Origin of the sequence: Methylobacterium sp. E-066, assembly GCF_022829635.1 — a bacterium.
Classification (GTDB): Bacteria; Pseudomonadota; Alphaproteobacteria; order Rhizobiales; family Beijerinckiaceae; genus Methylobacterium.
Map to the genome: position 1 here is coordinate 44,146 of NZ_JAKSYO010000183.1, position 18,878 is coordinate 63,023.

Here is an 18,878-nt window from a genome sequence, read left to right on the forward strand (position 1 = left end):
GGCAGTCGGATCTCAAGCGCGTGATGAAGATTGCTGAAAACATCGTTCTTGCAAGGCCTCTTAAGGGGCCTGGAATTCTAGCATCCACCTCGTCATTCCGGGGCGCCGGAGGCGAGCCCGGAATCCAGAGCCGCCGACGGCGCAAGATCTTGAAATGTCGGTGTTTCTGGATTCCGGGCTCCGCTGCGCGGTCCCGGAATGACAGGGTAATTGGTCTTGTTGCCGTCGCCTAATCAAACGAAGAAGAAAACCGAGACATCGCGATCGTCCTAAGGGCGTCGTCTCCTGCAACCCCGGCCGAAACTCTCTGACCCCTGACCCCTCACCCCGCCTTCCGCGCCGCCGCGTCGAGCTGGCCAGGGGTCGCCTGGGCGCCCATGGCCCGGGCCATGTCGGCGGCGCTCTGGCCGGCGGCATCGCGAAAATCCGGGTCGGCGCCGTGCTCGAGGAGCAGCGACACCATCTCGGTGCGGTCGAACATCGCCGCGGTCATCAGGGCCGTGCGGGTGCCCCCCCCGGTGCCGTCCACCGCAGCGCCGTGCTGGAGCAGCAGCCGGGCGACGGCGAGGTCGTTCTTGAAGGCGGCGCCGGCCAGCGGGGTCTGGCCGCGGTCGTTGGCGAGTTCCGGGTCGCCGCCGGCCTCCAGGATCGCCCGGGTCGTCTCCGCCTGGCCGTTATAGGCGGCGAGCATCAGCAGGCTGTCGCCCTTGTCGTTGCGCAGGTTCGCCGGAAGGCCCTGGCCGAACAGCTCGGCCAGCTCCTCGGCATGGCCCATCCGGGCGTACTGGAAGACCCGGCCGGCAAAGGCCAGGGTCTCGTCGTCGAGGACCGGGGGCGTGTTCGTCTCGGGGTTCATCGTCACTCGCCTGCTGCAACCACGTGCAGATCTGGGACGGCAAGCCGGCCCTGTCCAGCACGGCGCGGAGCGCTGTCTCGGAGATTGTCGGTGCGGGACACAAACCGATGTCACACCGGGCCGGGCTTCCTTGTCATGTCGTCCGGGACTGGACCGACAGGGGGGATCATGGTCGACAACATCGTGCAGGCGCTTCGTGAGGACCGGGCGACGGAGCCCGAACCGATGCGCATCGCCATCGTGTTTCACACCGGCTACGGCCATACCGGTCGCCAGGCCGAAGCCGTGGCGGAGGGTGTGCGGCTGGTCGACGGCGCCGACGCCCTGCTTGTGCCCGTCGCGGAAGTGGAGCGGTCCTGGGCCGTCCTCGAGGCCGCCCCGGCGATCGTCTTCGGCGCGCCGACCTACGTGGCAGGGGCGTCCGCGGCGTTCAAAACGTTCCAGGAATCGACCTCGAACCTCGTGATGGCCAAGGGCTATCTGTGGAAGGACAAGATCGCCGCCGGGTTCACCAATTCCGGCGCGATGGCCGGCGACAAGCTCGCCACCCTCATCCAGATGGCCCTGTTCGCGGCACAACATGGCATGCATTGGGTCAGCCTCGACCTCCCGCCCGCGAATTGTTCGACCACGGGGTCGGAGCAGGATCTGAACCGGCTCGGCTGCTGGCTCGGCGCGGCGGCACAATCGAATACGGACGAGGGTCCCGACCGCGCGCCGCCGGAGGCCGACCTCGCGACCGCGCGCCATCTCGGCCGGCGCGTCGCGCAGATCACGCGGCAGTTCGTGCGCGGCCGGGAGGCGCTGAGTCTGTGAGCGCGTCGTCCAACGGGGCGGCCCCCGCAACAGGCTTCCAGGCGTCGCGTCCGGGCCTGATCCGGCTCGCCTACCGCATGCTCGGATCGATGGCCGACGCGGAAGACGTGGTTCAGGACGCCTATGCACGCTGGCTGGCCGCCGATCGGGCGGCGGTGCGGGAGCCGGCCGCGTTCCTGCGGGTTGTGGTCACGCGCCTCTGTCTCAACCAGCTCAAATCGGCCCGCCATCGGCGGGAAACCTATCTCGGGCCGTGGCTGCCCGAGCCGATCATCGATCCCGACGAGCCGGACGATCTCGACGACATCACCCTGCCGCTGATGATCGCGCTGGAACGCCTGTCGCCGCTGGAGCGGGCGGCCTTCCTCCTGCACGACGTGTTCGGCATGGCGTTCCCGGATGTGGCCGAGGCGATCGGGCGGGAAGAAGCGGCGTGCCGTAAGCTCACCAGCCGTGCTCGCGTGCATCTCCGGGAGACCCGGCCGCGCTTTGCCGTGCCTCGGGAGGACGGTTTGAAGATCGCCGCCGCGTTCTTCGCCGCCTCGCGCAGCGGCGACATGGCCGCGCTGCGCGCCCTCCTGGCCGACGATGTGGTCGCCACGGCCGATGGCGGCGGCAAGGTTCCCGCATCGCCGCAGCCGCTCGTCGGGCAGCACGCGGTGCTCGTGCGCCACGCGGCCATGGCCCGCGACTTCATCCAGACTCCGTCCCGGCTCGTGCGCTACGCCGTCATCGACGGGTTGCCGGGCTTCGTCACCGTCGAGGCGCCCAGCATCGTGCAGACGACGGCCCTGCACGTTCAGGAGGGCAAGGTCGTCGCCATCTACGTGGTGCGCAATCCGGACAAGACGCGGCGGGTTTCTCGCAATTGGGTGCCTGGGAGCGCGTAAGGTTCCAAGCAGGTCGATCCGGCCGGCTGGCGGGAACGCTTTCTGCCGGACGGCCGTTGCAGCCGCCACGCGGGCCGTGACGGCCCGATGCCGCCGGAGCGACGACCATGCCGCGCCCCTATGAGCCCTTCGCCGACGCGCTGCGCGTCGCCCGCGAGATCGTCCGAGACCGGGTCGGTGCGGTCACCCGCGCTGCCGTCCAGGCGGATCCGCATGCCTATGACGAGGCCTGCAACGCCCTCGCCCTCCGGATCGCCGAGGCGCTGGTCGACGAGGGCGAGGCGGTGGCAAGCCGCTTCGCCGGCCGGGACGACCGGGCCGCCTAAAGTCTGCGGGCTGCACGGGTTTGAGGCGCAGGTGCTTTTGCAGGGCTCAACGCGCCCCCTCCCTCGTGCGGGCTAGCAGATTCACCCATCGCGGCCAGCAGGATACGCCGGAGACACCGCGGCTCTCCCTCCCCCCTCTGCGGGGGAGGGTGGCCCCCGGAGGGGGTCGGGAGAGGGGAGCGACGGTGCATAATATGGCTGCGGCCTTCATGCCCGCTCTGCTTCATCCGGAAGCCGGGCTCCCCTCTCCCGACCCCCGCTGACGCAGGGGCCACCCTCCCCCGCAGAGGGGGGAGGGAGACGCGCTTGGGGTTGCCTTGGCTCACATCCGGCAGCGATGTGTGAATCCGCTAACCCGAGCGGAAGAGGGGACCAGCGCCTTCTGCGCCCACGGCATCATCGCTGCGACAACCAAAATCGGTGTAGCCCATAGGGCCTGACCGAAGCGGTCACCCCCGCTTCCGCCCGCCCCCGCCCTTGTATTTCGGCTTCTGGCCGCCGAGGCCCTGGGTCGAGCGCGGCTTGGGCCGCTCCTGCCACGGCACGGCGTTCGCCGGCATCTCCCGGTCGGTGCCCGGGCCCATATTGTCGAGGTCGGGCTTCGAGATGCGGGTAGAGCCCGTGCCCCGGGGGGCCTTGCGGCCGTACTTGCCGGCCTCGCGCTCCACGTCCCCCTGCCGGGCCATGGGATCGTCCGAGACCAGCAGCTCCGTGGCCTGGAGCCGCTTGAGCTCGTCGCGCAGGCGCGCCGCCTCCTCGAAGTCGAGATCCGCGGCGGCCGCGCGCATCCGCTTCTCCAGGTCGGCCAGCACCGCCTTGAGATTGTGGCCCACCGTGATCGCGTCCTTGGCCAGGCCGGTATCGACCTGGACGTGGTCGCGCTCGTAGACGCTGTTGAGGATGTCGCTGATCCCGCGCTTCACGCTCTGGGGCGTGATGCCGTGCTCCTCGTTGTAGGCGAGCTGCTTGGTCCGCCGCCGCTCGGTCTCGGCCATCGCCCGCTCCATCGAGCCGGTGATGGAATCGGCGTACAGGATGCAGCGCGCGTCGGCGTTCCGGGCCGCCCGTCCGATGGTCTGGACCAGGGAGGTCTCGGAGCGCAGGAAGCCCTCCTTGTCGGCGTCGAGGATCGCCACCAGGGCGCATTCCGGGATGTCGAGACCTTCCCGGAGAAGGTTGATGCCGATCAGCACGTCGAAGGCGCCGAGCCGCAGATCGCGAATAATCTCGATGCGCTCCAGGGTGTCGATGTCGGAGTGCATGTAGCGCACCCGCACGCCGTTCTCGTGCAGGTACTCGGTGAGGTCCTCGGCCATGCGCTTGGTCAGCGTGGTCACCAGCGTCCGGTAGCCGGCCAGGGCGACCGCCTTGACCTCGCCCAGCAGGTCGTCGACCTGCGCGCGCGCCGGGCGGATCTCGATCACCGGATCGACCAGGCCGGTGGGGCGGATCACCTGCTCGGCGAAGACGCCGCCGGTGCGCTCCATCTCCCACTTGCCGGGGGTGGCCGAGACGTGGACCGTCTGGGGCCGCATCGCGTCCCATTCCTCGAACCGCAGCGGCCGGTTGTCCAGGCAGGACGGCAGGCGGAAGCCGTACTCGGCCAAGGTCGCCTTGCGACGAAAATCGCCCCGGTACATGCCGCCGATCTGGGGCACGGTGACGTGGCTCTCGTCGGTGAAGACCAGGGCGTTGTCGGGCAGGTACTCGAACAGGGTCGGGGGCGGCTCGCCGGGCCGGCGGCCGGTGAGGTAGCGCGAATAGTTCTCGATGCCGTTGCAGGCGCCGGTGGCCTCGATCATCTCGATGTCGAAGGTGCAGCGCTGGTCGATGCGCTGGGCCTCGATCAGCCGGCCCATCTTGGTCAGCTCCTCGATCCGGCCATTCAGCTCATTCTTGATGCCCTTGATCGCCTGCTGCAGCGTCGGCCGCGGCGTGACGTAGTGGGAATTGGCGTAGACCTTCACGAACTTCAGCTCGGCGATCTTCTTGCCGGTGAGCGGGTCGAACTCGACGATCGACTCGATCTCGTCGCCGAACATGCCGATTCGCCAGCCGCGATCCTCCAAGTGGGCCGGCCACAGCTCGATCGAATCGCCGCGCACCCGGAAGGTGCCGCGGGCGAAATCCGCCTGGATCCGCTTGTACTGGAGGGCCACGAGGTCGGCCACGAGCTGGCGCTGCTCGATCTTCTCGCCGAGGCTCACGGTGAACGACATCGCCGTGTAGGTCTCGACCGAGCCGATGCCGTAGATGCACGACACCGAGGCCACGATGATCACGTCGTCCCGCTCCAGCAGGGCGCGGGTGGCGGAGTGGCGCATCCGGTCGATCTGCTCGTTGATCGACGATTCCTTCTCGATGAACGTGTCCGAGCGCGGGACGTAGGCCTCCGGCTGATAGTAGTCGTAATACGAAACGAAATACTCGACCGCGTTGTCGGGAAAGAACGACTTGAACTCGCCGTAGAGCTGCGCCGCCAGGGTCTTGTTCGGGGCGAGGATCAGCGCCGGGCGCTGGGTCTGCTCGATGATCTTGGCCATCGTGAAGGTCTTGCCCGAGCCGGTGACCCCGAGCAGGACTTGGTCACGCTCCAGCGCGCTGATGCCGCCGACCAGTTCGGCGATGGCGGTGGGCTGGTCGCCGGCCGGCTCGAAGTCGGATTTCAGGGTGAACCGGAGGCCGCCCTCGGATTTCTGCGGCCGGTCCGGCCGGTGCGGCACCCAGGTTTGGCCGTCCTTGAACAGCGGGTTACCCTCAATGAGCAGCCGCTCCAGCGCCGTCACGGTCGCGGAGGCGCCGCCGTCGCCCGCCGGATCCGGCAGCTCGGCGCCCTCGGGCACAGGCCCGTCCTCGGGCGGAATCAGCCCGAGGGCTTGGGCGAGGCGCGGATCGACCTCGGCCGCGTCGCCGAGCGCGTAGCCGGCCTGGGGCGCCTCGGCGAAACCGTCGCGGGCGATCTCGGCGCGGCGGGTGGCGGCCTTGCTGATCGGCTCCTTGGCGGGGCGCCCCTTGGGTTTGCCCGGGCGCGGCTTCTCCGGCTCCGGCGCGATCGGCGGCGGCCGGTTGCGGTTCAGCGCCGGGTTCAGCAACGCGGCCAGATAGGTATCGAGCGGCTTCAGCTCGGGCTTCGACGCCTTGGCGGAGGTGGCCGAGACGGACGCGGCGCGCGGTTTCTTCGGAGCAGGCATGGGATCAATATGGGCCGCGCACACGCCGCGAGAAACCCTATGCGGCGCGGAGTTTTTCGGCATCTACGGGAGAGCCTCATCGATGAGCGAACCGATCCATCCCGAGACCCGCATCGGGCACGTGCATCTCAAGGTCGCCGACCTGGACCGGGCGCTCGGCTTCTATTGCGGTGTCCTCGGCCTCGGCCTGACCCAGCGCTACGGTGAGCGCGCCGCCTTCGTCGCGGCCGGCGGCTACCACCACCATATCGGGCTCAACACCTGGGAGAGCCTCGGCGGATCACCGCCGGCCCCGGGCACCACCGGACTGTACCATCTCGCCCTGCTCTACCCGAATCGGGCCGCCCTGGCCGATGCCCTGCGCCGGGTCGAGGCCGCCGGCATCCCCCTGGACGGCGCCAGCGACCACGGCGTCAGCGAAGCCCTGTACCTGCGCGATCCGGACGGGAACGGCGTCGAGCTGTACCGGGACCGCCCGGAGGCGGAATGGCCCCGCGACCCGGACGGCGCCCTGCGGATGGTCACAGTGCGGCTCGATCTGGACAATCTCCGCCGCGAAGATGGGTAATTTCAACGTGTAGGTAGAATTCGCCGTGCATTGGCCTGGACCAACCGGGCCGATGCTGAGAAAATTTGCCATCATCACCCGGCGAATTGGCTTGCGGCGGCCGAGGCCCGCCGGTACTTTGCAGTGCAAAGCATGATGCAGCGCGGGGGCTGAAGCTCATGCAGGATCTGGACAAGGCCTTGGCCGACATCGTGGCGATCCGTTCGCAGATCGCCCGCGACACGGCGTTCCGCGGCTTGGGCGCGGCCACCGTCGCCGGCACGGGCGGCCTGGCACTGGCCTGCGCGATCGGCCAGGCCCTCTGGCTCGGCGATCCGGCCGCCCGGCCGGTCCTGTTCTTCGGCCTCTGGATCGCTGCCGCCCTGGTGGCCTTCGCGCTGATCGGCGTCGAGGCGGTGCGGCGCAGCCGCCGGCTTCATTCCGGCCTCGCCGACGCCATGGTCTGGAACGCCATCGAGGTGTTTTTGCCGGCCGCCGGCACCGGGGCCTGCCTCGCCCTGGTCATCGCCCGCTTCGCCCCGGCCGAGATCTGGATGCTGCCCGGCCTCTGGCAGGTACTGGTCGGCCTCGGTCTGTTCGCCTCGGCGCGGATCCTGCCCCGGGCGGTCCAGGGGGTCGGCGCCTGGTATCTGCTCAGCGGCCTCGCCGTGCTCGCCATCTCGGCCGAGAGCCACGCCCTGTCGCCCTGGGCCATGGGGCTCCCCTTCCTGGTCGGCCAGAGCTGGCTGGCCGGCATCATCCATCGCGGCGCCCGGGCCTTCGATGATGACCTCTGACCGCGACGACGGACGCTTCTCCTACGAGGGGCTCGACCGGATCATCCACGAGCGGGCACGCCTGAGCGTGCTCACCTCCCTGGTGGCGCATCCCAAGGGCCTGCCGTTCCCGGACCTCAAACGCCTGTGCGGGCTGACCGACGGCAACCTGAGCCGGCACTTGACCGTTCTCAGTGAGGCCGAGCTGGTGAGCCTCGAGAAGGGCTTCGCCTTCAACCGCACACAGACAATCTGCCGCATGACGCCGACCGGGCGCAGGCGTTTCATCGGCTATCTCGGGGTGCTCGAGCAGGTGGTGCGCGACGCGGCCTCGGCGGCGGAGCGAAGTCCCGAGGGCGGGGTGCGCGGCCTCGATCCGGCCACGAAACCGGCCTGAGACCGCCGAATCGCGCAGAGATTGTCAACGCAAACCGCATAAACCTCAACGCTACGCCCATGCCGGGAGACTTTACGATGCAAAGCGAAGCGGGGCCGGGGGGGCTGCACGCCGCGATCATCATGGACGGCAACGGGCGCTGGGCGACGCAGCGCGGCCTGCCGCGGCTCGCCGGCCATCATCGCGGCGTCGAGGCGATCCGGCGCACCGCCGAGGCCTGCCCGGATCTCGGCATCGGCACGCTCACGCTCTACGCCTTCTCGGCCGACAACTGGCAGCGGCCGGAGGACGAGGTCGGCGGCCTGATGCGGCTGCTGCGCTCCTACCTGCGCAACGAGACCCAGCGGCTCGCCCGCACCGGCACCCGGCTCAGCGTCGTCGGCCGGCGCGACCGCCTGCCCCGGGGCATCCCGGAGGCGATCGCCGCCGCCGAGGAGGCCACCGCCGCGGGCCGCCGCCTGCACCTGCGCATCTGCGTCGATTATTCCGCCCGGGACGCGATCATCGCGGCGGCGCAGGCCCTCCAGGGCGCCGACGCCACCCGCGAGAGTTTTGGCGCGCTGGTCGCCGGACAGATGCACGGCTCGCCGGTGGACGTCGATCTCGTGATCCGCACCGGCGGCGAGCAGCGGCTCTCGGATTTCCTGCTCTGGGAGGCGGCCTATGCCGAACTCCACTTCACCGACCGGATGTGGCCCGATTTCGGCCCGGACGATCTCGCCGCGGCGGTGGCCGAGTTCGCCCGCCGGGACCGCCGCTTCGGCGGCCTGAAGACGGCGGTCCCGGCGGCGGCCTGAACGCACGCGCCCGCTTGACGGGCGCGCCGCCTCAGGCAGAGGCTTCCACCATGACCGAGACTCTCGCCAGCCGCCGCGTCCTGCTCGTCATCGGCGGCGGCATCGCGGCCTACAAGGCCCTCGACCTGATCCGGCGCCTGCGCGAACGCGGCGCCAGCGTCTGCCCGGTCCTGACCGCGGGCGCGCAGGAATTTGTGACGCCGCTCGCCGCCGCGGCGCTCGCCGGTGAGCGGGCCCATACCGACCTGTTCGACCGGGCCGAAGAGGCCGATATCGGCCATATCAAGCTGGCCCGGCAGGCGGATGCCGTCGTGGTGGCACCGGCCACCGCCAACCTGATGGCCCGCATGGCCGGGGGCCACGCCGCCGACCTCGCCACCACGATCCTGCTGGCCACCACCCTGCCGATCCTGATCGCCCCGGCCATGAACGTGCAGATGTGGGCGCATCCGGCGACCCGGCGCAACCGCGCCACCCTGGAGGCCGACGGCGTGCGCCTCGTCGGGCCCAATGCCGGCAAGATGGCCGAGGCGGAAACCGGTCCCGGCCGCATGGCCGAGCCCAACGAGATCGCCGATGCCGTTGAGCGGATGCTAACCGAGGCCGGTGCCGGGGCTCCCGGCCTCGGCTTCCTGTCGGGCCGCCAGAGCCCGCCCGCCCGCCCCCTCGCCGGAAGGCGGGTCGTGGTGACCTCCGGGCCGACCCATGAGCCGATCGACCCGGTGCGCTACCTCGCCAACCGCTCCTCCGGCCGCCAGGGCCACGCCATCGCGGCCGCCGCCGCCGCGGCCGGTGCCGCCGTGACGTTGATCTCCGGGCCGGTCTCGATCCCGGACCCCGCGGGCGTCACCGTGGTGCGGGTCGAGACCGCCCGGGAGATGCTCGCCGCCGTCGAGGCGGCCCTGCCCGCCGAGATCGCGATCTTCGCGGCCGCCGTCGCTGATTGGCGTCCGGAAACCGAGGCCGGCTCGAAGAAGATCAAGAAGGACGGCAGCGGCCCGGCGCCGCTGACCCTCGTGGAGAATCCCGACATCCTCGCCACCGTGTCGCGGATGGAGGTTGGGCGCCCGCCCCTGGTGGTCGGCTTCGCCGCCGAGACCGACACGGTTCTGGACCACGCCCGGGCCAAGATCGCCCGCAAGGGCTGCGACCTGATCGTCGCCAACGACGTCTCGGTCGCGGGCGGCGTCATGGGCGGCACCGACAACACGGTCCACCTGATCCACCGCGACGGCACGCTGGAGACCTGGCCGCGCCTCGGCAAGGACGAGGTTGCCCGCCGGCTGGTCACGCATCTGGCCGGCGTGTTGGGACGCTGAGCCGGCTTCGCACACGCAAAACGGACCGATCCGAGTGGATTCCACCGTGGGTGTTGCGGCGAAGCCTCGGCCGTCGCGATGCTGTTCGCAATGTGCGAAGCCGGCTGCCGACCGGGATAGGGCGGGCGGTAATCGCCATGAATGCGGTTACCGTGCGCATTGCCGTACGAGAAAGATCTCCTCGTCTCTCTATCGGTTCCAAGTGTTTCGGTATTGAGCGCAGAAATCGTATTAAAAACTGCTCATCTTTGGGTTTTATTCACTGTTCGGTTCAAATAAGATCTGATTGGCGAATTATAATTTCCGATTTATTGAAGATCAATCGCCTGTGTAAGCTTGCAATCTGCGGTTTTACGATGCTGTAAGCCCATGGCGCCGAACGAAAAACCGTCGGCTGAGGGCGTTATGGATCATGAAATCTAGATTTCTTTCGAGATGTGCAGTTGCGTTGCTGGTCATCGGTGCGGGTTCATTTATCGGACTTGCGCAGGCACAACCTTCGGCGCCTCAAGACACGGAAGAATCAACGATCATACCGGATCCGAATGCGCCGCAACGGTTGCCGCTCGATCGGCCGTCGACGCCGGCGCCGAACACGCGTCCCGCCGTCGGCTCGGTGGATCCACGGACCGTGAGCCCGAAATTCGGCCTGCTCGGGAATCTCGGCGGCGTCCGCGACACGCTCTGGGAGCACGGCATCCTGCTCAATCTTGGTTACGTCTACGAGGGCGCTACGAACGCGGCCGGCGGGGATCGCACGCTGGCGCGTGGGGCCGCCCAATTCACCGCCAAGGGCCTGTTCGATTTCGAGAAGATGTTCGGTCTGGAGGGCGGCTCGGGCGTGGTCACGCTCAGCCACCGGCACGGCCGTGACCTGACTTCCGACGCGCATCTCGGCACGCAGTCGAGTGTCGAGGAGATCTTCGGCCGCGGCCGGATCTGGCGGTTGAGCCAGTTCTGGTACGACCAGAAATTTGGCCCCTGGGTCGATCTGAAGATCGGCCGCATGCCGTCCGGCGACGACTTTGCCGGCTTCGCCTGCGAGTTCCAGTTGAACGTGCTGTGTGGCGCCCCGACTGGCAAGCTCGCCGGCTACTACCTCTACAACTTCCCGGTCAGCCAGTGGGCGACGCGCCTGCGCGTCGGTACGGCGGACACCGCCTACGTCCAGGTCGGGGCCTACCAAGTCAATCCGGACAACCTCGTCGACGGCTTCAGCTTCAATTTCAGCAAGGGGACCGGCGCGATCATCATGTCCGAGGCGGGCTGGTTCCCGAAGATCGGCGGCTCGAGCTATGCCGGCAGCTACAAGATCGGCGGCTGGTATGAGACCGGCGGCGGTAACGACGTCTACCTGAACGACCGGCGCCTCCCCCTGGCCCTGTACAGGGGGCAGCCGCTGCACCGCGGCGGCCGCGAGGGCTTTTATTTCGTCGGCGTCCAAGAGGTCTACCGCCCGGATCCCGCCAATACCGCGCGTAACATCTCGGCCTTCGTCCGGGCGGTCACCATCGATCGGGAGACCTCCGTGTATTCCGCCGCGGTGACGGGCGGGTTCGTCTACAAGGGCTGGTGCGCGGAGCGCCCGAACGATTGGATCGGGTTGGGCGCCGGCCAGACGACCCCGAATCCGCGAGCGGTCGAGGCCTTGGAGCTGCGCAACCTCGTCAACCGGACCAACCGGCGACTCCCGGCGCAGGACCGCTATCTGGAAGCGTTCTACAGCATCGCCGTGACCGACAACATCGTCGTGCGGCCGAACATCCAGTACATCACCCGGCGGGCGACGCCAGAACAGAAGCCCGACGTGGTGGTGTTCGGCCTGACCTCGCTGATCACTTTCTGACGCGGCACCCCGAGGGTCTTTGCCGGCTTTCGGGACACTGCACGTTCGAGGGCTCGGTGCATCGTCGCGGATCCGAGATCCGCGCCGATGTCTTTGAGGGCGCGCTGCCGCATCCCGGAGCGGCGCGCGATTTCGCCGTTTCAAAAAGAACGGTTGAACAGGGTGTTGCCGATTCCGCGCCGCCCCTTTCCCGAGCGCCTGGACCGGAAGCGGAATGCGACACGCGACCCAGCACAGGAAAACGCGACGCGTCTCCGGTTCGCGTCGCCCGCCTCCGGTTCGGCACTGGCATGAGATGCCTTCCTTCGCGATGAAATCAATATCAATATCGATTGAAATCGTAAAATTGAGATTAAAGAGGTCTTTTTCTAAACAAAGCCGGCAAAGTTTTTGGACCGATGTAAAATAGTTACGGCAATAATCCGAGTATTGGGAAAATTTGCTGCGCGGAATAAGTCTGAATCGGGCGTAACTAACGCAAAATTGATCGACAAATGCGGTCATATAAGACATTACAACGCGATCATCAGGTCGCTGGAGCTGTGCGATGATCCGCCTGCAGAATATTTCGATCCGAACGATGATGGGCCTGGTATTCTTCGTCTTGGGCCTGATCATCTTCATCTATGCATCGAATGCGCTCATCGGTGCACGACAGCAGGCGGTTCAATCGGAGGCCGGCATCTCCCTGGTGCGGGCGAGCCGGGCGCTGCTCCAGACCCTGTACGCGACGCGGCTGGAGCGCGGCGCCACCCTGCAGTTCCTCGCCGCCGACCAGCCTATGGATGCGGAGACGCTGTCCTCGCTCTACGCGGAACGGCAGCGGGCGGTGGCCGGCATCGCCGAGGCGACGGCTCTGGTGGGCGATCTGGACTTAGCCGCCGTCAAGGCGACGCTCGGCCCGCTTCAGGCGGCACGCGAGCGCGTCGAACGGCTCCGGCCCCGGGTCGATGCGGCCCTGAAGGTGTCCAAGGCCCAGCGGGACGGGTCGGTCACCCCGGAGGCGCAGGCAGCGTTCCTTGCCATGCTCGACACCCTGACGGCGACGACGGATGCGGTCGATGCCGCGATCCCACGCTCCGACACGATCCTGGAGCGCGACCTCGCCCTCAAGCGGGCGGCCTGGGCCACCCGCATGTCGGTCGGTGCCGTCGCCCTGCGGATCCAGACCTCCCTGTCGGCCGGCACGCCCTGGTCTCCGGCCGAGACGGTGGCCGCCGCCGAGGAGCGCGGCCGTCTCGACGCCACCTGGAAGGCGGCGATGGATAATACGAACGACCTCTCGGACAAGGTTCGCGCGGCGTTCGAGAAGGCGCGGGCCAACAATTTCGAGGGCGCGCCGCTGGCCCGGCGCTTGGCTGTCTCGACCGCGCTGGCCCAGCACGAGCCGCCGAAGATCACGCTCCAGGAAGCGCGCAAGCTCGACACGCCGGAACAGGCCACCATCGTCGATCTCGCCTATGCCGCCCTCGACGAGATGATCGCCCGCGCCGAAAACCTGGCCCAGGAGGCGCGCAGCGGCCTGATCCGCAACGTCGCGGCTCTCCTGGGTTCCACGCTGCTCGTCGTGCTCGGCCTCTACGCCCTGGTCCGCTACGTGCTCCGGCCGATCCGGACCATGACCGGCACCATGCAGGCTCTGGCGGACGGCGACGCATCGGTGGCGGTCCCCCTGCGCGACTGGGGCAACGAGATCGGCGCGATGGCGCGGACGGTTCAGGTGTTCAAGGACAACCTGATCCGCACCCGCGCCCTGGAAGCGGAGACCGCGCAGGCGCGCGCGGCCGCCGAGGCGCAGCGCAAGGCCGGCATGCGCCAGATGGCCGAAAGCTTCGAGACCGCGATCGGCGGCATCATCGGCATGGTCTCGGCCTCGGCCACCGAGTTGCAGGCCACCGCCCAGACCATGACCGCCACCGCCACGCAGACGGCGAGCCAGTCCACCACCGTGGCCGCTGCCGCCGAGCAGGCCGCCAGCAACGTCAACACGGTCGCGGCCGCCGCCGAAGAACTCGGCTCGTCGGTCCAGGAGATCGGCCGGCAGGTCGACGGCTCGGCCAAGCTCGCCCTCGGCGCGGCCGCCGAGGCCGGGCAGACTGCGAGTCTGGTGCAGGAGCTGAGCAGCGCCGTCGGCCGGATCGGCGACGTGGTCGGGCTGATTTCCTCCATCGCCGGCCAGACCAACCTGCTGGCCCTGAACGCGACCATCGAGGCGGCCCGGGCCGGCGATGCCGGCCGCGGTTTCGCCGTCGTCGCCTCCGAGGTGAAGGCGCTCGCCGAACAGACCGCCAAGGCGACGGAGGAGATTTCCGGCCAGATCGCCCGGATCCAGGCCTCCACCGGCGGCGCGGTGACGGCGATCGGCTCGATCACCGCCCGCATCCAGGAGATCAGCGGCGTCGCCACGACCATCGCGGCGGCGGTCGAGGAGCAGGGCGCGGCGACGCAAGAGATCGTCCGCAATGTCGGGCAGGCGGCAGCCGGCACCGGCGAGGTCACCGGCAACATCGCCGGCGTCGCCAATGCCGCCGACGAGACCGGCAAGGCGGCGAGCCAGGTCCTGAGCGCGGCGACGGAACTGTCCCGCCAGTCGGAGACCCTCACCGCCGAGGTGGCGCGGTTCCTCGACACGGTGCGGGCGGCCTGAGCCGTCGATCGCCCGCCTCCCTGGCCTGGACGGACCCAAGTCGATAGAAGGCCCCCCGACGGCCGGCGCGGACGGCGCCGGCTCCAGGGAGAAACCATGCCTCGCCTGTCCCTCATTGCCGGAGCCGCGTTGATCGCCATGACAGCAGCCGCGAATGCCGAGATCGTCACCCTGCCCTCGGGCCTGAAGTATCAGGACGAGGTCGTGGGCACCGGGCCGGAGCCGAAGGCCGGCCAGCAGGTCACCGTGCAGTACACGGGCTGGCTCGATGAGGGCGGCAAGAAGGGCAAGAAGTTCGATTCCTCGCGGGATCGCAACCAGCCCTTCAGCTTCCCGCTCGGCGCCGGCCAGGTGATCCAGGGCTGGGATCTCGGCGTCGCCACGATGAAGACCGGGGGCAAGCGCACCCTGATCATCCCGCCGGAGCTCGGTTACGGCGCCCGCGGCGCCGGCGGCGTGATCCCGCCGAACGCCACGCTGATCTTCGACGTCGAACTCCTCGGCGCGAAGTAAGGTTTTCGGCTGCGCGACAGCGAAAGTCCCAAAAGAATGCTGTTCGCGCAGCTGCCCGACGAGCTGTTCAAGCCCCTGGCCTCCCCGAGCCGGGGCTTCAACGCGGCCCTGCTGCTGCACCTGCACCGGCGCGTCCTCGGGGCCGAGCCGGTGCGCAAGGCCGAATTGCTGGCCGAGATCGGCGATTTCGCCGCCGGCTGGAGCGATCCGGAGATTTTGGGCGACGAGCCGATCTCCGCCGATCCGGCCGAGCGCCGCAACGCGCTCTACCGCCGCCTCCTCGAGACCGGCTGGCTGATCGAGCGCCGCGAGCGCTACGTGCCGGTGGTCGAGTTCGACCCGGAGGCGCGTCTCCTCCTCGAAGAGCTGTCGCGCCTGGAGCGCGGTGAGACCCGCTCCTATGGCGGCGCGGTGCTGGAGGTGCTGGGCGGCCTGGAGAGCGCCGTGTCCGATCCGGGCAGCCGGTCCGAGGCGCTGTCCAACGCCGCCCGAGCGTCCGCCGCCTTCCTGGCGCATGTGCGTGGCCTCGCTGCCGGCATGCGCAAGGTCGAGGAGCGGATCCTGCGCGAGCCCGACCGGGCCAAGACCTTCCGGCTGTTCTTCGAGGATTTTGTCGAGCGCCACCTGATCAGCGACTACCGGACGCTGCACACCCGCTTCAACCCGTTCCGGTTCCGCGCCAGCGTGGTCCGGGAGGCCGGCCGGGCCCTGCGCGACGCCCTCACGGTGCGGGCCCTGGCCGAGGGCCTGATCCGCGAGGGCCGAAGCCCCGATCTCGACACCGCCCAGCGGGCGGTCCGGGCGGATCTCGCCCAGATCCTCTCGGTGTTCGAGGGGCTCGACAACCATCTCGACGCGGTCGACGCCGTCGTGGCGCGCCTGGAGCGGCGGATCGGCGCCGCGCTCCACGCCATGGACCGGCCGGACCCGACCGGGATCGAGCGCACGGCCGCGATGCTGCGGGCCGTCGGCGCCGCCGAGGTGGCGCCCGACGTGCCGCCGGTGGTGTCGCTGCTGCGGCCGCCGATCGGACAGGCCCACCTGCAGACGCCCCGCGCCCGCCGCAGCGCCATCGATGTCGAGCCGCTGCCGGATGTCGATGACGACCCCGCGGTCGATGCCTTCGCGGCCGCCAAAGCCGAGTTCCGCCGACGGACAACCGTGACGCCGGAGACCATGACCGCCTTCGTCGAAGCGCGGCTCGGTAAGGCCGTGTCGCTGCGCGGCTCGCAGATCAGGATCGAGGGGGTGGACGACTTCGTGGTGTTCCAGCGCCTGCGCGAGATCGACGTGCTGTTCGATGCGCGGCTGCGCGACCGCTACGCCGTGGTCCGGCTGCCCGAGCGGCTCGCCAATGGCTGGCTGGACTGCCCGGATTTTTTGCTGGAGCGTCGCGTCGGTGCTTGAGGGATTTCGCGCGATCATCGACGGCGACGAGCCGCCGCCGCCCGGCGCCCGCGCGCCCGACGCCGAGGAGCTGTGCCGCGCCCTCCAGGTGATGCTCAAGGGGCAGGTGATCTACGCCGACACGCCCGGCATCGGCCGCTCCTACGAGCTCGCCCGGCACTACGCGCCGTTCTTCACCGACTATTTCGCCTGCCTCGGCTATGCGCTCACGGTCTCGCATCGCGACCAGATGGTGTCGCTGAGCCCGGCCGCGGACGCGCCTCGGCACGACATCGCCTCCGAGCGCCTGCGCAAGGACGAGACCCTGGTGCTGCTGGCGCTCCGGCTGCTCTACGAGGAAGGCCTGCGCGACAACCGCGCCGGCACGGACGGGATCGTCGAGTGCACCACCGACGAGATCGTGGAAAAGATCCGCGCGGTGGCGCGCAACGATCCGCCCGAGGAGGGCCGCCTCGCCGACATCCTGCGCCTCTACGCCCGCCGCGGCGGCCTCCGGATGGGCGAGCGCGACCGGGTCGAGCGGGTGACGCCGCTGTCGCTGCTGCCGGGCTTGGCGGTGCTGGCCTCCGACGCCTGGCTGGAGCGCCTGCGGGCGTGGTCGGAAGCCGGGGAACTCTGAAACCAGCCCTTTCCGTCATTGCGAGCGCAGCGAAGCAACCCAGAAAAGCGCCACCCTCGGGGACCGCGCGCCGCCTTGGGTTGCTTCGCTGCGCTCGCAATGACGGCGCGGCACCTCAAGCCGCCCGCACCGTCGCCAGAAAGTGCTCCACCTCCTCGCCGAGCTGCGCCGCTTGCCGCGCCATCTCGGAGGCCGAATCCAGCACCTGGCCTGCCGCGTTCCCGGTAGCCTCGGCGGCGCCGGCCACGCCGGTGACGTTGGCGGTCACCGCCTCGGTGCCGGTGGCGGCCTGGGTGACGTTGCGGACGATCTCCTGGGTCGCGGCGCCCTGCTCTTCCACCGCGGCGGCGATCGCGGTCGCCATGCCGCTGATCTCGCGGATGCGGGACGCGATGCCGTCGATCGCGCGCACCGCCTCGCCGGTGGAGCCCTGGATCTGGGCGATCTGCGCTGAAATCTCGGCGGTCGCCCGGGCGGTCTGGGCGGCCAGCGCCTTGACCTCGGTGGCGACCACCGCGAAGCCGCGCCCCGCCTCCCCGGCCCGCGCCGCCTCGATGGTGGCGTTCAGCGCCAGCAGGTTGGTCTGGTCGGCGATCGACGCGATCAGGGAGACGACCTCGCCGACCCGGTTCGCTCCGGCGCTCAGCGCCTGGACCAGCTGCACGGTCGCGGCCGCCTCGCGGACGGCGGTCTGGGCCAGATCCGCCGAGGATCCGACCTGCCGCCCGATCTCGTCCACGGTCGAACCCAGCTCCTCGGCTGCCACCGCCACGGTGGTCACGTTGGTGGAGGCCTGCTCGGCTGCCGCGGCCGCACTGGTCGACTGGCCGGCTGTCTGCGTCGCCGTCGCGCTCAGGCTTTCAGCCGTTACTTGCAACCGGGTCGCCGCCGCAGTGACCGAGCCGACGATGCCGCCGACGGCGCCCTCGAACCGGTCGGCGAGCGTCCGCGTCGCCGCCCGGCGCTGGGTCTCGGCTTCGGCGCGAGCCCGGATAGCCTCGGCCTCGAGGGCGCGGGTATGCAGCAGGTTCTGCTTGAACACCGCCACGGTGGCCGACATGGCGCCAATCTCGTCCCGCCTGGCCGCATAGGGGATCTCTGCCTGCGTGTCGCCGTCGGCGAGGCGGCGCATGGCCTGGGTCATGACGGTGATCGGCCGCGACACGCCCACGAAGCTGTACAGAGTCGCGCCCAGCGCGAGCAGCAGCGTGACGCCGAGCATGATCACGGTCGAGCGGACCGCCTCCGCCTGGCTCTGACGCGCGCTCCGTCCGGCCTCGTCGCCGGCCTTGATGTTCATCTCGGCGAGCGCGTGCGCGGCCCCGGCGGCGGCGACGTAATGGCCGTTCATGCTGCCGCGGAAATACGCCATTGCCGGTTCGCGCTGGTCGAGGGTGAAGCCGCGCAGGCGCTCCCAGTCGTAGTGCTGCACCTTGAGCTTGGCGAGCAGGTCGTCGAACCGCGCCTTCTCGTCGGGCGAGGCGATCAGCGCCCGGTAGGCTTCGACCTTGGCGTTCCGCTCCCGGATCAGCCCGTCGACCTCCTTCACGGTGAGCTGCCGCTCGGTCTCGGCCGTCGCGGTGACGAAGCGGACCTGGGCGAGCCGCGTCCGGATCACCAGAGCCTCGATGGCCTGCGCCTCGTTCATCGAGAGGACCGCGTGGTCGAGCAGCGCTTCGAGCTGCCGGTCGAGGGCGACCATCTTATGGATCGCGAATCCCCCCTGAAGCGCTGCGGCCAGGAGGAGCAAAGCGAATAGGCCGCTCAATTTGAGCTTCAGGCTGGCGCGCATGGTTTTTATCAATCCCCCCGGGCGGGGACGATACAGGTGCGAAATTGTCTGACAAGTCGTGAATCTTGGTCGCGGTGACAACGCAGCGCTGCGAAGGCCGAAGCTTGCATGCGCGGCCGAACCCGGCCAACTGGGCCGC

At 69.3% G+C, this 18,878-nt stretch carries 16 protein-coding genes; 13 read left to right on the forward strand and 3 right to left on the reverse strand.

Features of this window, described 5'->3' with window-relative positions:
- Positions 1-322: 322 nt before the first annotated feature.
- Entirely contained in the window at positions 323-856 is a 534-nt protein-coding gene (locus tag MKL20_RS26160) for an ankyrin repeat domain-containing protein (protein WP_244039106.1), read from the reverse strand.
- Positions 857-1,081: 225 nt separating this feature from the next.
- Between MKL20_RS26160 and MKL20_RS26165 the strand changes: the two genes are divergently transcribed.
- The 3 genes from MKL20_RS26165 (at position 1,082) to MKL20_RS26175 (ending at position 2,888) form a co-directional block, all read left to right on the forward strand.
- The gene (locus MKL20_RS26165) at positions 1,082-1,672 is read left to right on the forward strand and encodes a flavodoxin family protein (protein ID WP_409568206.1); all 591 of its coding nucleotides are present in this window, start codon (positions 1,082-1,084) and stop codon (positions 1,670-1,672) included.
- Positions 1,669-2,562 carry a sigma-70 family RNA polymerase sigma factor gene (locus MKL20_RS26170; protein WP_244039108.1) on the forward strand — a complete coding sequence of 298 codons (894 nt, stop codon included), beginning with the start codon at positions 1,669-1,671 and terminating at the stop codon, positions 2,560-2,562. The genes MKL20_RS26165 and MKL20_RS26170 overlap by 4 nt, the downstream gene beginning before the upstream one ends.
- A 107-nt stretch (positions 2,563-2,669) precedes the next feature.
- Positions 2,670-2,888: a hypothetical protein gene (locus tag MKL20_RS26175; RefSeq protein ID WP_243971177.1), complete on the forward strand. Its 219-nt coding sequence runs from the start codon at positions 2,670-2,672 to the stop codon at positions 2,886-2,888.
- 449 nt (positions 2,889-3,337) lie between these two features.
- On the opposite strand, the gene uvrB is transcribed toward MKL20_RS26175, so the two are convergent.
- On the reverse strand, positions 3,338-6,079 hold the full coding sequence (uvrB, locus tag MKL20_RS26180) for an excinuclease ABC subunit UvrB (protein ID WP_244039109.1): 2,742 nt from the start codon (positions 6,077-6,079) through the stop codon (positions 3,338-3,340).
- 82 nt (positions 6,080-6,161) lie between these two features.
- On the opposite strand from uvrB, the gene MKL20_RS26185 reads away from it, so the two are divergent.
- The 10 genes from MKL20_RS26185 (at position 6,162) to MKL20_RS26230 (ending at position 16,947) form a co-directional block, all read left to right on the forward strand.
- The gene (locus MKL20_RS26185) at positions 6,162-6,647 is read left to right on the forward strand and encodes a VOC family protein (RefSeq protein ID WP_243971181.1); all 486 of its coding nucleotides are present in this window, start codon (positions 6,162-6,164) and stop codon (positions 6,645-6,647) included.
- Between the two features lie 158 nt (positions 6,648-6,805).
- Complete coding sequence (locus MKL20_RS26190) at positions 6,806-7,423, forward strand: hypothetical protein (RefSeq protein ID WP_244039110.1); 618 nt, start codon at positions 6,806-6,808, stop codon at positions 7,421-7,423.
- Positions 7,410-7,799, forward strand: a complete 390-nt coding sequence (locus MKL20_RS26195) for a transcriptional regulator (RefSeq protein ID WP_244039111.1) — start codon at positions 7,410-7,412, stop codon at positions 7,797-7,799. Before MKL20_RS26190 ends, MKL20_RS26195 begins: the two co-directional genes overlap by 14 nt.
- Positions 7,800-7,876: 77 nt before the next feature.
- Positions 7,877-8,596, forward strand: a complete 720-nt coding sequence (locus MKL20_RS26200; RefSeq protein ID WP_243971187.1) for a di-trans,poly-cis-decaprenylcistransferase — start codon at positions 7,877-7,879, stop codon at positions 8,594-8,596.
- A gap of 50 nt (positions 8,597-8,646) precedes the next feature.
- A complete protein-coding gene (gene coaBC / locus MKL20_RS26205; RefSeq protein WP_244039112.1) occupies positions 8,647-9,915 on the forward strand; it encodes a bifunctional phosphopantothenoylcysteine decarboxylase/phosphopantothenate--cysteine ligase CoaBC in 1,269 nt (422 codons plus the stop codon).
- A gap of 631 nt (positions 9,916-10,546) precedes the next feature.
- Positions 10,547-11,761: a carbohydrate porin gene (locus MKL20_RS26210; RefSeq protein WP_244039113.1), complete on the forward strand. Its 1,215-nt coding sequence runs from the start codon at positions 10,547-10,549 to the stop codon at positions 11,759-11,761.
- 547 nt (positions 11,762-12,308) lie between these two features.
- The gene (locus tag MKL20_RS26215) at positions 12,309-14,408 is read left to right on the forward strand and encodes a methyl-accepting chemotaxis protein (protein WP_244039114.1); all 2,100 of its coding nucleotides are present in this window, start codon (positions 12,309-12,311) and stop codon (positions 14,406-14,408) included.
- 96 nt (positions 14,409-14,504) lie between these two features.
- A complete protein-coding gene (locus MKL20_RS26220; protein WP_092043916.1) occupies positions 14,505-14,921 on the forward strand; it encodes an FKBP-type peptidyl-prolyl cis-trans isomerase in 417 nt (138 codons plus the stop codon).
- A 36-nt stretch (positions 14,922-14,957) separates the two neighbouring features.
- A complete protein-coding gene (locus MKL20_RS26225) occupies positions 14,958-16,328 on the forward strand; it encodes a Wadjet anti-phage system protein JetA family protein (RefSeq protein WP_244039115.1) in 1,371 nt (456 codons plus the stop codon).
- A complete protein-coding gene (locus MKL20_RS26230) occupies positions 16,321-16,947 on the forward strand; it encodes a DUF4194 domain-containing protein (RefSeq protein WP_244039116.1) in 627 nt (208 codons plus the stop codon). Before MKL20_RS26225 ends, MKL20_RS26230 begins: the two co-directional genes overlap by 8 nt.
- A gap of 115 nt (positions 16,948-17,062) precedes the next feature.
- On the opposite strand, the gene MKL20_RS26235 is transcribed toward MKL20_RS26230, so the two are convergent.
- Positions 17,063-18,739: a methyl-accepting chemotaxis protein gene (locus tag MKL20_RS26235; RefSeq protein WP_244039117.1), complete on the reverse strand. Its 1,677-nt coding sequence runs from the start codon at positions 18,737-18,739 to the stop codon at positions 17,063-17,065.
- Between the last annotated feature and the right edge of the window lie 139 nt (positions 18,740-18,878).

Excerpts from the sequence above, each read along its gene's own strand:
- uvrB (WP_244039109.1), bottom strand. The coding sequence starts at position 6,079 with ATGCCTGCTCCGAAGAAACCGCGCGCCGCGTCCGTCTCGGCCACCTCC.
- MKL20_RS26235 (WP_244039117.1), bottom strand. The coding sequence starts at position 18,739 with ATGCGCGCCAGCCTGAAGCTCAAATTGAGCGGCCTATTCGCTTTGCTC.
- MKL20_RS26175 (WP_243971177.1), top strand. The coding sequence starts at position 2,670 with ATGCCGCGCCCCTATGAGCCCTTCGCCGACGCGCTGCGCGTCGCCCGC.
- coaBC (WP_244039112.1), top strand. The coding sequence starts at position 8,647 with ATGACCGAGACTCTCGCCAGCCGCCGCGTCCTGCTCGTCATCGGCGGC.
- MKL20_RS26200 (WP_243971187.1), top strand. The coding sequence starts at position 7,877 with ATGCAAAGCGAAGCGGGGCCGGGGGGGCTGCACGCCGCGATCATCATG.
- MKL20_RS26185 (WP_243971181.1), top strand. The coding sequence starts at position 6,162 with ATGAGCGAACCGATCCATCCCGAGACCCGCATCGGGCACGTGCATCTC.
- MKL20_RS26215 (WP_244039114.1), top strand. The coding sequence starts at position 12,309 with ATGATCCGCCTGCAGAATATTTCGATCCGAACGATGATGGGCCTGGTA.
- MKL20_RS26195 (WP_244039111.1), top strand. The coding sequence starts at position 7,410 with ATGATGACCTCTGACCGCGACGACGGACGCTTCTCCTACGAGGGGCTC.
- MKL20_RS26220 (WP_092043916.1), top strand. The coding sequence starts at position 14,505 with ATGCCTCGCCTGTCCCTCATTGCCGGAGCCGCGTTGATCGCCATGACA.
- MKL20_RS26165 (WP_409568206.1), top strand. The coding sequence starts at position 1,082 with ATGCGCATCGCCATCGTGTTTCACACCGGCTACGGCCATACCGGTCGC.
- MKL20_RS26225 (WP_244039115.1), top strand. The coding sequence starts at position 14,958 with ATGCTGTTCGCGCAGCTGCCCGACGAGCTGTTCAAGCCCCTGGCCTCC.
- MKL20_RS26160 (WP_244039106.1), bottom strand. The coding sequence starts at position 856 with ATGAACCCCGAGACGAACACGCCCCCGGTCCTCGACGACGAGACCCTG.
- MKL20_RS26190 (WP_244039110.1), top strand. The coding sequence starts at position 6,806 with ATGCAGGATCTGGACAAGGCCTTGGCCGACATCGTGGCGATCCGTTCG.